This is a genomic window from Caballeronia sp. GAFFF2 (assembly GCF_023631485.1).
GTDB lineage: Bacteria > Pseudomonadota > Gammaproteobacteria > Burkholderiales > Burkholderiaceae > Caballeronia.
Genome location: NZ_JALQDA010000035.1, coordinates 239,386 through 252,689 on the forward strand (window position 1 = coordinate 239,386; position 13,304 = coordinate 252,689).

12 protein-coding genes are annotated in these 13,304 nt (G+C 60.1%); 4 read left to right on the forward strand and 8 right to left on the reverse strand.

Annotated elements, in window-relative coordinates; translation table 11 throughout:
* Positions 1–2: 2 nt before the first annotated feature.
* A complete protein-coding gene (locus tag NCT04_RS27255) occupies positions 3–1,394 on the reverse strand; it encodes an undecaprenyl-phosphate glucose phosphotransferase (RefSeq protein ID WP_244829975.1) in 1,392 nt (463 codons plus the stop codon).
* A gap of 384 nt (positions 1,395–1,778) precedes the next feature.
* Between NCT04_RS27255 and NCT04_RS27260 the strand changes: the two genes are divergently transcribed.
* Positions 1,779–3,284, forward strand: a complete 1,506-nt coding sequence (locus tag NCT04_RS27260) for a mannose-1-phosphate guanylyltransferase/mannose-6-phosphate isomerase (RefSeq protein WP_250468656.1) — start codon at positions 1,779–1,781, stop codon at positions 3,282–3,284.
* Between the two features lie 57 nt (positions 3,285–3,341).
* Here the strand turns inward: NCT04_RS27260 and NCT04_RS27265 are convergent, their stop codons facing one another.
* Both NCT04_RS27265 and NCT04_RS27270 read right to left on the reverse strand, forming a co-directional pair.
* Complete coding sequence (locus tag NCT04_RS27265; protein ID WP_250468658.1) at positions 3,342–4,199, reverse strand: DUF6566 family protein; 858 nt, start codon at positions 4,197–4,199, stop codon at positions 3,342–3,344.
* Positions 4,200–4,614: 415 nt separating this feature from the next.
* Entirely contained in the window at positions 4,615–5,931 is a 1,317-nt protein-coding gene (locus NCT04_RS27270; protein WP_250468666.1) for an acyltransferase family protein, read from the reverse strand.
* A gap of 62 nt (positions 5,932–5,993) precedes the next feature.
* Here NCT04_RS27270 and NCT04_RS27275 point away from each other — a divergent pair, with 62 nt between their 5' ends.
* A complete protein-coding gene (locus tag NCT04_RS27275; RefSeq protein ID WP_250468668.1) occupies positions 5,994–7,133 on the forward strand; it encodes an acyltransferase family protein in 1,140 nt (379 codons plus the stop codon).
* 79 nt (positions 7,134–7,212) lie between these two features.
* Here the strand turns inward: NCT04_RS27275 and NCT04_RS27280 are convergent, their stop codons facing one another.
* Together NCT04_RS27280 and NCT04_RS27285 are read right to left on the reverse strand one after the other, a co-directional pair.
* Positions 7,213–7,923, reverse strand: a complete 711-nt coding sequence (locus NCT04_RS27280) for a DUF899 family protein (RefSeq protein WP_250468670.1) — start codon at positions 7,921–7,923, stop codon at positions 7,213–7,215.
* Positions 7,924–7,946: 23 nt separating this feature from the next.
* Positions 7,947–8,606, reverse strand: coding sequence for a glutathione S-transferase family protein (locus NCT04_RS27285; protein WP_244829969.1), 660 nt, complete (start codon positions 8,604–8,606; stop codon positions 7,947–7,949).
* Between the two features lie 201 nt (positions 8,607–8,807).
* Between NCT04_RS27285 and NCT04_RS27290 the strand changes: the two genes are divergently transcribed.
* Positions 8,808–9,305 (forward strand): response regulator, encoded by a 498-nt coding sequence (locus tag NCT04_RS27290; RefSeq protein ID WP_250468672.1) that lies wholly within the window; start codon positions 8,808–8,810, stop codon positions 9,303–9,305.
* A 27-nt stretch (positions 9,306–9,332) separates the two neighbouring features.
* On the opposite strand, the gene NCT04_RS27295 is transcribed toward NCT04_RS27290, so the two are convergent.
* Entirely contained in the window at positions 9,333–9,665 is a 333-nt protein-coding gene (locus NCT04_RS27295; protein ID WP_244829967.1) for a hypothetical protein, read from the reverse strand.
* Between the two features lie 215 nt (positions 9,666–9,880).
* Between NCT04_RS27295 and nudC the strand changes: the two genes are divergently transcribed.
* A complete protein-coding gene (gene nudC / locus NCT04_RS27300; RefSeq protein ID WP_244829966.1) occupies positions 9,881–10,807 on the forward strand; it encodes an NAD(+) diphosphatase in 927 nt (308 codons plus the stop codon).
* A gap of 3 nt (positions 10,808–10,810) precedes the next feature.
* Here nudC and NCT04_RS27305 read toward each other — a convergent pair whose 3' ends face one another.
* Together NCT04_RS27305 and araD are read right to left on the reverse strand one after the other, a co-directional pair.
* Positions 10,811–11,545, reverse strand: coding sequence for a ribonuclease activity regulator RraA (locus tag NCT04_RS27305; protein WP_250468673.1), 735 nt, complete (start codon positions 11,543–11,545; stop codon positions 10,811–10,813).
* 4 nt (positions 11,546–11,549) lie between these two features.
* Positions 11,550–13,304, reverse strand: coding sequence for an L-arabinonate dehydratase (gene araD / locus NCT04_RS27310; RefSeq protein ID WP_250468682.1), 1,755 nt, complete (start codon positions 13,302–13,304; stop codon positions 11,550–11,552).

A 13,304-nucleotide genomic window follows, 5' to 3' on the forward strand; every position in this document is an offset into this window, starting at 1 on the left:
GATCAATACGCGTTTGCGCCTGCAAAGCCCTTCCACAGCGTCAGCGCGACGATCTTCATGTCGAGTCCGAAGGTCCAGTGCTGCATGTAATAGAGATCCAGCTTCACGCGTCCCGACATCTTTTCGATGCGATCCGTCTCGCCGCGATAGCCGTTCACTTGCGCCCACCCCGTGATGCCCGGCTTGATGCGGTAGCGATGCATGTAGCCTTTGACGAGGTCCTTGTAGATATCGTCGTGTTCGAGCGCGTGCGGCCGCGGCCCAACCACCGACATCTCGCCGCGCAGCACGTTGATGAACTGCGGAAGCTCATCCAGACTCGTGCGCCGCAGGAACGCCCCGACCTTCGTCACGCGCTTGTCGCCGCGACGCGCTTGCGTTATTTGCCCGCTCGCTTCGGTGTGTACCTTCATCGAACGAAACTTGTAGATCTCGAACTCGTATCCGTCGATCCCCTTGCGCTTTTGCTTGAAAAACACCGGTCCAGGCGACGAGAGCTTCACCATCAACGCGATCACCGCGAGCAACGGCGCCATGCCAAGTAGCACCAGAGCGGCGAAGACGCGATCGAAGACGAGCTTGGGAAGCACTTTCACATCCGTGATCGGCGATGCCGCCAGGTTGATCGCGGGCACGCCGAGCAAATCCACCACCGCGTTGCTGAAGAACGAGAGGCTGCGGACATCCGGAATGAAGCGCACGTTCACGAAGTCGTCGCGAAACTCGTTCACGAGGCGGTGAATGGTCTGCTCTTCGGAAATCGGCAAGGCAAGCCATAGTTCGCGAATCGCACGGCCGCGCACACGCTTGGTCAATTCCGCGAGATCGCGTTCGATAGGCACGCCCTTGAAGGCATCGCCTTGCATGGGTGAATCGTTTGCGTCGAGTTGCAAGTCGAAGACGAGCACGGGGCTAAAGCCCGCTTCGGGACGATTGCGCATCTGGCCAATCAGGAACTTTGCATAAGGCGCCGAGCCGACGATAGCCACCGTCTTCTGATTGAAGCCTTCGCGGCGGATAAATCTGAGCGCGGTATAAATCACGGTCTTGGTGACGATCAACAAACCAATGGTCGACGCAGCCCAGTAAATCAGCCACAAGCGCGACAGCGACTCCGCGCGATGAATGCTGAAGGTGAGCAGCACGCCCGCGCTTTCGACCAGAATCCACGCCGCGATCACGCGCAGCAGCAGGTCATAGAACGGCTTGCCGCGCCATGATTGATAGATGCCGAGAGACGGAAACGTCATCACCATCAGCACGCATGAAAACGCGAGCATGGTGCCTTCCACGTCGTCGACCCATACGAAAGCGCCCGCATAGAGCGACGCGCCGAGCGCTGCGCCCAGCACCGCCATGGCAATGTCGACGACTCTCGATAGCACGCTCAGCATCGCTTTACCCCTGGAAGAAAGATCGCCCGCATATTCGTCTTGTCGCGGATGGAGTCGCCAGCAAATTGCTTGAGTGCTCTTGTCCATCCGCTGTTCAGGCATATGGAATCGGAATAATTAAGGCGCCGCAACCGCGAAAATATGTCTGCGTGTTCAGCCTGATTTTTTTAGAATTATTTGCTCAAGACCCCCTTGCTGGACGGGGCTTTGCAGGCATCGGCTCGCTTAGCAAAAAATATTCGGGCACTCGAACGCATGACAGTCGCGGTTGCTTTCAATGAATAAATGCAGCGCCGCGTCATGATTTTTTTGTTTTAACGTCTCTTTTGCTGCGTGCTAAAAATTGCCTTACCGAATTAGGCGATCAACGCCAGGAGGCTTTTCATGAACGCTTCAGATACCGTGCTCGCCACGGTCGCCGCAGACACGCGCCTAGCCATTCAACCCGTGATCCTTGCAGGTGGTTCGGGCACGCGTCTTTGGCCAATGTCGCGCGAACATTTTCCCAAGCAGCTCATCGGTCTCATTGGCGAGCAGTCGTTGCTGCAGGCCACTGCCAATCGGCTCGATGGTCTTGGCTCGGTGTCCGCGGAGAAGACGTTGCGCGTGGCGGATGCCATCATTGTGTGCAATGAGGAGCATCGCTTCACGACGGCTGAACAACTGCGCGGGCAAGGCCGGCGCGCGCGGCTCGTGCTCGAACCCGTGCCGCGCAACACGGCGCCCGCGCTGACTGCAGCGGCCATTCATGCGTTACGCGCAGGCGAAGATGCGGTGCTCGTCGTCATGCCCGCCGATCATGTGGTTGCAAATCAGGACGAGTTTCATCGAGCGATTGCGACCGGCGCGCAATGCGCGGAGCAAGGGGCGATCGTCACCTTGAGTGTCGTGCCTTCGCATGCGGAAACGGGCTACGGCTACATCAAGAGCGGTGAAGCTCTGCCGTGCGGCGCGTGGAAGCTGGAGCGCTTCGTCGAAAAGCCGCATCTCGAACTCGCGCGTCAGTATCTGGAATCGGGCGAATATGGCTGGAATGCCGGCATTTTCATCGTGCGCGCATCGACTTGGGTTGCAGCTATCGAACACTATCAGCCGGCTATTCATGCAGCGTGCGTCGCGGCATTCGATAACGGCAGCGACGATGACGAGTTCTTCCGGCTGGATCGCGATTCGTTCGCGGCGTCGCCGTCGGATTCGATCGACTATGCGGTGATGGAGCAACTTGCGGGTGAACGCGCCACGGAGGCCTTCACGGGTGCTGTCGTGCCGCTCGACGCAGGCTGGTCCGATGTCGGCTCATGGGATGCGATCTGGAACATATTGCCTAAGGACGATTCCTCGAATGTCGCGCGCGGACGCGTGATGTTCCAGGGCGCTTCATCGACTTATGCGCATTCCGAAGGGCGGCTGATTGCGTGCGTGGGTACGCAAAATCTCGTGGTGGTCGAAACGGCCGATGCAATCCTCGTTGCCGATAAATCTTGCGCGCAAGACGTTAAGGCAATTGTCGGGCGCATCAAGTCCGAGCGCGGCACGGAGGCTGCGGATCATCGCAAGGTGCACCGGCCGTGGGGACATTACGATTCGGTCGATCAGGGCGACCGCTTCCAGGTCAAGCGCATTGTCGTCAAACCGGGCGCGCGCCTCTCATTGCAGATGCATCATCATCGCGCCGAGCATTGGGTCGTGGTGCGGGGAACGGCGCTCGTCACACGGGGAACGGAAACGTTCATTCTGGCCGAGAACGAGTCGACGTATATCCCTATCGGCATTCAACACAGGCTGGAAAATCCGGGGAAGATGCCGCTTGAAATCATCGAGGTGCAGTCGGGGACTTATCTCGGCGAAGACGACATCGTGCGATTCGAAGATACTTACGGCAGAAATTAAGCTTTAAGCAAGAGCGCGCGGGCCAGCCTTGAGAAGCTGGTCCGCGCGTTCGCATTTTTAGTCGCGCATTTCGAGCGTCATGCGCTCGACCGGTCGCTCTTCAGGCTGCATGACTTGAGCGGACTCCATGTCCACTTCATCGGGTGTATCGCCGCGCGTGGCTTCGGCCGCGATCCAGCGCCGCGCCCATTCGAGCGCATACGTGCGCGCTTCATCCGACGAAGCGAAGCGCGGCCCGATCAAACCGGAACGCTCGATACGCCGCCCGTCTTTCACGATTTCCGCCCAGCCGCGAAACATGTTGCCGGACACCGGCCGCGCGATGGGATAGATGTTGTAGCCGCGCACATCGACGACAGGCGGACACGCCGGTTCGAAGGGCAACGGCGCCTCGTACGGCCGCGCGGGACGCGATGCGCGCATGCGCCTGACCGTCAGCACGGACGCATTGGCTTGCGCCACGTCGCGCGCTTCCGGCAGACGCCTTGGCGTGCTCGCGAGACTGTTGAACGGCAAGGCGCCCGGCGTTTGCCACGACTCCGGGTTCTGCCAAAACACACCGCGCAGACGGTCACATTCGTACGCCACGGGCGCAGGACGCGGCGCCGCTTCGGTGACCGGCTGACGCGGTACATAGGCGAAAGAACGGCCCGCGTTCGCCAGTACCTTGACGATCTCGATGAGAATGCCGTTCAGTTGCCATTCGACGAAACGGCGCCGGCAGGTTGGAACCGTTGGGTAATGGCTTGGCAATCTGGACCAGGTTTCGCCTGTGGTGAGAATCCACAACACGGCATTGACTACAGTGCGTGGATGAGCTTTGGGACGCCCGCGCCTATGCTCGCGGACTTCGCTCTCTCCTATGATTTGGGAGACCAATACCCACTCTTCATTGCTGAGTTCGCTAAAAAACATTGCTTTGCTCCATGCAGTCGACTGCGCTGCGGATATCGGTCTGCGTACTGGTCAAGCACTGACGACGAAGCACAAACCCCGGCTTTGTCAGCACGCGAACGAAGGATCTCGAGGTACTCGCAAACGTTTGCTCGAACAACAAAATGGTGCATTCGTCCGATAAGGTTTTCGCTCTTGGTGCAGCAATTTAACCAAACCGGCGCACGACGCGTAGTCCAGCTCGTGTATGAAGAATATGTGCAGGAAGCATACCATTACTATGGTTTGTCCGAATATGACAACACAAGACTTTTTGAGCGAAACTTAGCAGTTTTTTCACTAAGACCTTAAGCATGGGCTAGCGCGGCAGGACGGCATTCTTTAGCGCAAAAAATAATCTTTGTGAAGCGCTAAAAAACCTTGGTGCTCAAGTGCTTCAGCGTGCTTCGCCGCCGCTTAATTCGGCATTGGCCGAATCTTGCACTGACACCCGCGTAAAGCGCCGATTCTTGAGCCGTAAAATCGGTGCTTCGATAAAACGCCACGAAAGCCGCGCCAAAATCCAGGTCAGCGCAAACGACGCAAGTACGCAAAGAACACGCGCCCACCATGGAACACCCGACGCGCCAAACAGCGCCTTGACGCTCGCGCTCTTGTAGAAGTCGGGAATGAAGCCGTGGTAAAGATAAAATCCATAGCTAATCTTTCCTAGCGCCGCCAATGGCGCCCACTCAAGCACACGCAAGAGCGGACCGCTTGCGCTACATGCTATCGTGCAAACGAGCATTGCGATACATGCGCCATAGAGAACATACAGCGCGGTGTATGAATAGGGATTGGCCAAGCGCTCCCACTCGGGTTCCTGAAAACCCAAGAGCGCGATCACGGTAGAGAGAATGACGACCGCGTAAAGCGGCGCGCGCAAGCGACTGCGCTTGACGAACGCGGCGCCTATACCGCCAAGCGCAAGCAACCAAAAATTGGTTAGCGGATGCGTGTAAATCGCAATCGGTGAGTCGTGCAGCGCCTTCATGGTAAAGAGCGAGCCCACGCCAAGCGCAAGCACCAGCCAGCATATGCGCCCGTGCCAATCTGCCCGAAGGCCAAGCAACAGCGGCGCGAAGACGATATAAAACTGCTCCTCGATCGAGAGGCTCCATAAGTGCGAATAACGGCCCGGCCACGCGTGCAGCACATCCGCAATCCAGAAGTTCGACAAATAGACGAAGTGATATGGCATGCCGCCCGCCAACTCGGGGCCGGCGAAACCCATGGTCATCAGCACCGCGAGCGTGGCGAGCAGCAGATAGTAGATCGGGAAAATGCGCAACGTCCGCCGATACAGAAAGCGTTTCAACTCCGCGCCGAACGTACTCGTGCCTGCATCGATATACCGTCGCTGTGTCGTCAATATGTCGGTGATCAAAAATCCGCTTAGCGCAAAAAATATCCATACGCCTAAATGGCCCAAGCCGGTTCCTTCGGCCATTGCCTTGTGATGAAGAAACACCAGGAACACGGCGATGCCGCGCAGGCCGTCGAAGCCGCGAATTTTCTCGTTCATCTTTGCACGATCTTGTCTGGTAGATAGGTGGCAGTCTAAGAATAGAAGGGATAAAAATAAAAAAATCCCTTTGTACTTTTCTTGTGTGCTTGAGCCTTGGGCTGAAGCCGCTAAAGTTGCCGCTACCGCGCACCGGAAATATTTCCTAACAAGCCGCGCTATTTCTTCCCAATTTTTTAGACCGACCATCGAGCTCGAGCGCGTGCGACTAAACGACTAGCCGCCGATCATGACTTCCTTGAGGAATAGCGATGAAGAAGCATGTCCAGGAGCTGACAGGCTTGCGGTGTATTGCGGTGATGATGGTCGTCATCGGACACGCGCAGCATATGAGCGCTGGCGGTTTCAAAGGCGTCTATGCGCCGCTGCGCCTGATATCGGATGGCAGGCTCGGCGTGCTGATGTTCTTCGTGCTGAGCGGTTTTTTGATTACAGGCATTCTGCAAGCCGAGTGGCAAGCAACCGGCACCATTCGCCTCTCGCCGTTTTACGCAAAGCGCGCGCTGCGCATCTGGCCCGCGTTCTATGTCTATCTCATGATCGTGTCGATGCTGGCGGCTGCCGGTCTCGTCGATGTCGATCATCGGCAAGTTGCTTTGGCTGCATTGCATCTCTGGAACTATGCCGGCGTCGCGGGCCTTGCGAACGTGAACGCGGCTCACGTCGAAGGCGCTTGGTATCTCGGGCACTTCTGGACGCTCGCGCTCGAAGAGCAGTTTTGCTGGTTTTGGCCGCCGCTTCTCTTTTACATCCTGAAGCGCGGCAATCAACGCGTACTCGTCGGATTGATCTTCTTCGTGCCACTCGTGAGAATAGCCACTTATTTTGCGGCGCCGAGCCTTCGCGGGCAACTCAGCATGATGCTGCATACCGGTATCGATCCAATTCTCATCGGCTCCTATGTCGCGATGAATAAGGACCGTCTCGCGCAAAAGGTCGCGTCGCTGCCGTTAGGCTCGGTCATTCCCAGCGTGCTGATCGCGCTTCTGTTGTTCGTCGTGCCTCCCGTGCAGGACAAACTCAGCGGATTATGGCGCGCCACCTATGGCACGACGCTCGAAGCCGCGATGGTCGGCTTCGTCATCATCGTGTTGGTATCGCAAAAGGGCTTTTGGTTCTCGCGCTTGCTGCGTACCGCGCCGTTCGTTTATGTCGGCACGATCTCGTTCAGCCTTTACTTATGGCAGCAGCTATTCATGCATCCGCATTCGCCGGTTGCATTCGGCTTTCCGGGCTGCGTAATCGGTGCGCTCGTCGCCGCGAGTTTGAGCTACTTTCTGGTCGAAGTGCCGTTCCTGCGCATCAAGGAACGCTTCGCGGCGCGGGTGGGCAGAAGCCGGCAGGCCGGCATGACGCATGGCGATGCGCTCGGCACGCAGGGGCCGAAGTAGTTTGCATGCGCCAGTGGCCGTGTGCGGCGTGTCGCTGACGCGTAATTGCAGGTGCTTGCAATTGCGATCGTTAAGCACCTTACTCACTCTTCGCCCCATACTCCAGCTTCGGATACCAGTCCGTTCCGCGCCCTTCCGGCGTCATGTCGAGCACGGTCCAGAGCGGCATTGGATCGGGCGCGCCGCTCGGGTCCTCGCCGGGATCGGCCGTGGCGAAATCCATCTCGCCGCTCCAGAAATGGCGAATCACGCCGTCGCGCCGCGTGAAGACATTGATTGCCGGTTCGTCGCCGCCGTCTTTCGAAACGCCGTGATAATCGCGGCTGAAATTGCCATTCGTATCCGAGAACAAGGCGAGATCGCGCCAGCCGCGCTCTTGCTTGAACGCGACCAGCCGTTCGAGCGGCGAGCGCGCGATGACCGCCAGCGCCACGCGCTGTCCAATGTCCGCCGCCTCCCCTTCCCACGCCGATAGCAGCGACGTACACATCGGGCACGGCCGCTTGCGCTCCGGCCCGAACATGTAGCTATACGTGACGAGCGTGTTCTTGTCGCCGAAGAGCCCGTCGATATCGACCGCGCCGCGCTCGCCATCGAAGTGATAATCGCCCTTGACGATACCGCCAGGCGGCAGCGCGCGCCGCATCTCCGCAACCCGCTCGATATGTCGCCTCAATTCGATTTCCTCGGCAAGCAACGCAATACGCGCCTGCCGATACTCCGCGCTTTCGTTCGGAAAAGTCATGGTGGCGCGTTGGGCCAGTTCTGCTGCGGGAACGAGCGTATTCATGTTTCGTCTCCTGTCATGAAGGCTTAATCGCGATCCGGCGCGCCCGGCGGAAAGAACGCGCGATACGGCCGCGCTTCATCCACCGCACGCGCGAACGAAGGCCGCGCTAGCAGACGCTTTCGATACGCGATGACGTTCGCGTACCGTTCATCGATGCGATGCGTCCAGTCCGCGTAAAACAGAAACGGCGCCGCGCCGCAATCGGCGAGAGTGAAGGCATCGCCCGCCGCCCATTCGCGTTTGGCCATCAGGCGGTCGAGCCAGGCGTAGGACGTGTCGAGCATCGCGCGGGCATCGGCGACACCGTGCGGGTCGTGCTCGCCATCCGCGCGCATGCAATCGAACACGATCTTCTGCTGCGGCGTGGACACGTAGTTGTCAAAGAAGCGGTCGAGAAAGCGCACTTCCAGTGCGGCGCGCGGATCTTCCGGAATCAAGCGCACCGGGCCGGGATGAAACAACCCGAGATACTCGATGATCACGCTTGCCTCGATCACGGAACGGCCGTTGTCGACGAGCACGGGAAAGCGCTTTATCGGCCACAACTCCGTCAGTTCCCGCATCGCCTCGGGCGTTTGCGGCGAAAGCGCGCGCCATTCGAACGGCGTCGCGTTCTCGTACAGCGCGGTCAGCACCTTCTGACAATACGAGGAAAACGGATGCGCGTACAGAATCAGACTCATCGACAAACCTCCTGTAATGAGCCGAAAGAAGCAAAAAACCGTCGCGACTTTGGCCCTTATCTGCACGACGCGCGGCCACGTTGAAAATCGACAGCGGATCATGCGGAATTAAAAAAATTTTGTTGTGCGATGCAGCGCTGACGTGCCGTCCTTTGTTAAGGTGCGAGACCCGAAGCACCAGCGAAACCCGCGAAACTCTGCATGACGCCCATCTATAAGATAAATATTGTGATAGCGGACGACCAGCCCGTCGTGCTGCTGGGCCTACAAAGTTGGTTCGAGGCGCGCGGGCGTTATCGGGTGGCGGCAACGGCGCGCAACGCCGCGCAGTTGTTCACGAAGCTCGAAAGGACGGGCGGCGATCTCATCGTGATGGATTGTGCGTTCGAAGGCGCGCCAGGCGGCGAGTTTCCGCTGCTGCGCATGGTGCGCGAGCGTTTCCCCGATGTACCCGTGGTTGCTTTTACGCAGGAAACCGAGCCGAGTACGCTCTTCGCGATGCAAGAGGCGGGCGCGGCGGGTATCGTCAGCAAGTGCGACGAGTTGCGCGAAATGGAGCGCGTTTGTCAGCGCGCGTTGTCAGGGGCAACGGGCATTGTTTCCCGCCGTATCGCGGCGTACTGCAACACCGCGCGCAGCTTCGATATCAATCCGTCGTATCGCGACGTGCGCGTGTCCGTCAAAACAGTCGCAAGTTGAACGCGGGGCGCGTGCCCCGCGCCATTGCTAGACCTTCTGTTTGTCCAGTTCCACCAGCGCGCGCCTGGGGTAACCGACTTCCTTGCCGTCATCGAAACCCTTCTCGTACGCGCGCTGATCGAGCGCCCTGAAAAGCGGTTCGAGCTCGTCGACCTGTGTGCGGATCAACTGCATCAGAGGCTTGATGAGCGCGGCGGACACGACGCCCGCATCCTCTCCTGGGCGCTTCGCGCCGCATACCACCTGGACCATCGCGCGCAACGTCTGCGCGCGCTGCACGCAGTAATCGGCAAGCGGCATGCCGTGCGTGATGACGGGCTGCCCTTTCTCGTCGATCGACACGGATATGTTCGGCTCCATGAGTCTTCCCCTTTTAGTTGAGTTGGAGCTGAACTCTAGGAGTCTGGGCTTGGCGGCCGCCACGGGATAAATCCTAAATCCGCGCGATAACTGTAAGCCTGCCGTCAAGCAATTGCCCATCAGCAAGAACCCGCCAACTTCGTTACGATGTCCGACTAAACGAATATCCCCAGTCCGCGCGGATGACACGCATCCCGCTCATCGATAAAAACATCATGCCCACGCCGCCCCACGCCATCGGTTTCACGCTTGCTCCGCTCGACCGCGTCTCTGAAAAGCGCGACGACGACAGCTTCGTCGCCGGTCTGCGCGATCAGACGTCCACGCGCTTTCTGCTCTTCGTGAACGATGTGCCGCTCTTCAAGCGCGCGCACGGTCACGATCCTTTGTTCGATGCAGACGAAGCCGCGAAATTCGGCGCGCCGCTGCAAACCGTGCTGCTCGGTCGCGAAGCCGATGGCCGCGCGCTCTTCGCGCACGCGCTCGAAGGCAGCGCCGAGAGTATTGCGAATGCGCTCGAGGCGTCGCCCGTCGAAGCGGTGGAGTTGCGGCCCATCGCAATGCAAGGTCTTGTCGAACCGTCGCTCGTCAGTGCGCTCGGCGAAGCGCGTTCGATGCTCGACTGGCATCGGCGGCACCGCTTCTGCGCGAACTGCGGCCACGCCACGGATGCCGCCGGCGCGGGCTGGCGACGCCTTTGTCCGAACTGCCACGCACAGCATTTTCCGCGCGTCGATCCGGTCGTCATCATGCTCGTCACCGATGGCGAGCGCTGCCTGCTCGGGCGGCAAAAGCAGTTCGCGCCCGGCATGTACTCGGCGCTCGCGGGCTTCGTCGAGCCGGGCGAGACGTTCGAGCATGCGGTGTACCGGGAAGTGCTGGAGGAAGCGGGCATCCGCTCGGCCGACGTGCGCTACTACGCTTCGCAACCGTGGCCGTTTCCATCGTCGCTGATGATCGGCTGCTTCGCACGCGCGGTCGAAACCGACATCACGATCGACTACAACGAGCTCGAGGATGCGCGCTGGTTCTCACGCGAGGAAGTAGCGTCGATGCTCGATGGCTCCCACGCGCAAGGCTTGTCCGCGCCGAAGCCGTTTGCCATCGCGCATCATTTGCTGAAGGCGTTCGCGGAAGAATAAAAATCAGCCGCGTGTCTTGCGCCATTGCGCGTAGGCGGCGAGCGTTTCTTCGTTCGGCGGATACGTGCCGCGCAAGATCGCGCCGTCCGCCACGCGCTTCGCGATGAACTCTTCCAGCAACTCCTGCTCGGCCGCGTCCCTTGCGACCTCGGACGCCATGTGACGCGGCACGATGACGACGCCATCCACGTCGCCGACGACGATATCGCCCGGATACACCGCCACGCCGCCGCATGCAATCGGCACGTTCATATCGACCGCGTGATGCTTCGCGAGATTGAGCGGCGCGCTCGCGCCCGCGCAGAACAACGGCAAGCCGATATCGCCTATCGTGCCGCTGTCGCGCACGCAACCGTCCGAGACCATGCCCGCGACGCCGCGCACCTTGAGACGCGTGGTCAATATCGATCCCGTCGACGCCACCGTGCGATCGCCGCGGCAATCCTGCACGAGCACGCTGCCAGGCGGCGCCGTTTCGACGGCCTTGCGCTGCGGATGATCGGGGTCCTGAAACACGCCGACGTGATCGATATCCTCACGCGCCGGAATATTGCGCAACGTGAACGCGGGGCCGACGAGGTTCGGTGCGCCATTAGCGGGCTTGACGAGCGGCGCGACGCCTTGCAGAAACACGTTGCGCAAGCCGCGCTTGAAAAGCTGCGTGGTGAGCGTCGCGGTGCTGACGTGGCGCAGTTGCTCGATGGTTTCGTCGGCGACGTCGATGTCTTGAATGGGCATGGTGTCAGTGAATTTCCGGATCGTCGTGCGATTTCATTTCAGCAGAGTCATCGGCCAAGGGTTCTTCGAGAAAGTCGAAGTCGCAACCCTTGTTCGCCTGGGTGACGTGCAGTTGATGCATCACGCCAAAGCCGCGCTCGAACGGGCGTTTCGGCTTGACCCACGCCGCCTTGCGCGCGGCGAGTTCCGCGTCGCTTACGTCGAGATGAAGCTTGCGCGCGTGCACGTCGAGTTCGATGACATCGCCATCCTCGACCAGCGCAAGCGGTCCGCCGACGAACGATTCCGGCGCCACGTGCAGCACGCACGCGCCGTAGCTCGTGCCGCTCATGCGCGCATCCGAGATGCGCACCATGTCGCGCACGCCTTGCTTGAGGAGCTTTTGCGGAATCGGCAATTGGCCCCACTCCGGCATGCCGGGCGCGCCGACCGGTCCTGCGTGCTGCAGCACGATCACGGAATCGGCGGTGATGTCGAGTGCTTCATCGTCGATGCGCGCGGCCATGTCGGCGTAATCCCTGAATACGACCGCCGGGCCGCGATGCCGCAACAGATGCGCTTCCATCGCAGCCGGCTTGATGACGGCGCCATCGGGCGCAAGGTTGCCAGTTAGCACGGCGAGGCCATCGTTTGGCACGAGCGGGTTGCTTCGCTGGCGAATGACGTCATCGTCGAAAATTTCGGCACCCTGAATATTTTCGCTGAGGGTCGCGGCATTGACAGTTAGTTGCGAGCCATCGATTAGATCGCCGAGTTCCGCGAGCAGCGCGCGCAGGCCGCCTGCATAGAAGAAGTCCTCCATCAGATATTTGCCGGCCGGACGCAGATTCGCGATGACGGGCGTGATGCGCGACAACTCATCGAAACGCGCGGTCGTGAGCGGCACGCCCGCGCGGCGCGCGACGGCCACGAGATGCACGATGGCGTTGGTCGAGCCGGACATCGCGAGCACGGTGGTGATGGCGTTATCGAACGACTTCGGCGTGAGGATGTCGAGCGGCTTGAGATCGGTCCACACCATTTCGACGATGCGTTGCCCCGTCAGCGATGCGAACTGCGCGTGCCGCGAATCCACGGCGGGGATCGAAGCGAAGCCCGGCAGCGTGAGGCCGAGCGCTTCGGCGGCGCTCGTCATGGTCGAGGCGGTGCCCATCGTCATGCAATGGCCCGGCGAGCGCGCAATGCCGCTCTCCACGCCCTTCCACTCGTCTTCCGTGATCTTGCCCGCGCGCAGTTCGGCCCAGTACTTCCACGTGTCCGACCCGCTGCCGAGCGTGCGGCCGTTCCAGTTGCCGCGCAGCATCGGGCCGGCGGGCAGGAAGATGGAAGGCAGATTCATGCTGATCGCGCCCATCAGCAGGCCAGGCGTGGTCTTGTCGCAGCCGCCCATGAGCACGCAGCCATCGAACGGATATGACCGCAGCAGTTCCTCGACTTCCATCGCGAGAAAATTGCGGTAGAGCATGGTCGTCGGCTTCTGGAACGGCTCGGCGAGCGTCATCACCGGCATTTCGACGGGAAAGCCGCCCGCCTGCCAGACGCCGCGCTTCACTTCCTCGACGCGCTGCTTGAAGTGCGTGTGGCACGAATTGATCTCGCTCCATGTATTCACAATGGCGATGACCGGCTTGCCCATGTAATCGGACGAGTGATAGCCCATCTGCGCCGTGCGCGAACGGTGACCGAAGGAGCGCAGGTCGTTCACGCCGTACCAGCGGTGGCTGCGCAACTGTTCGGGCGTCTTGCGGGATGAGGTCAA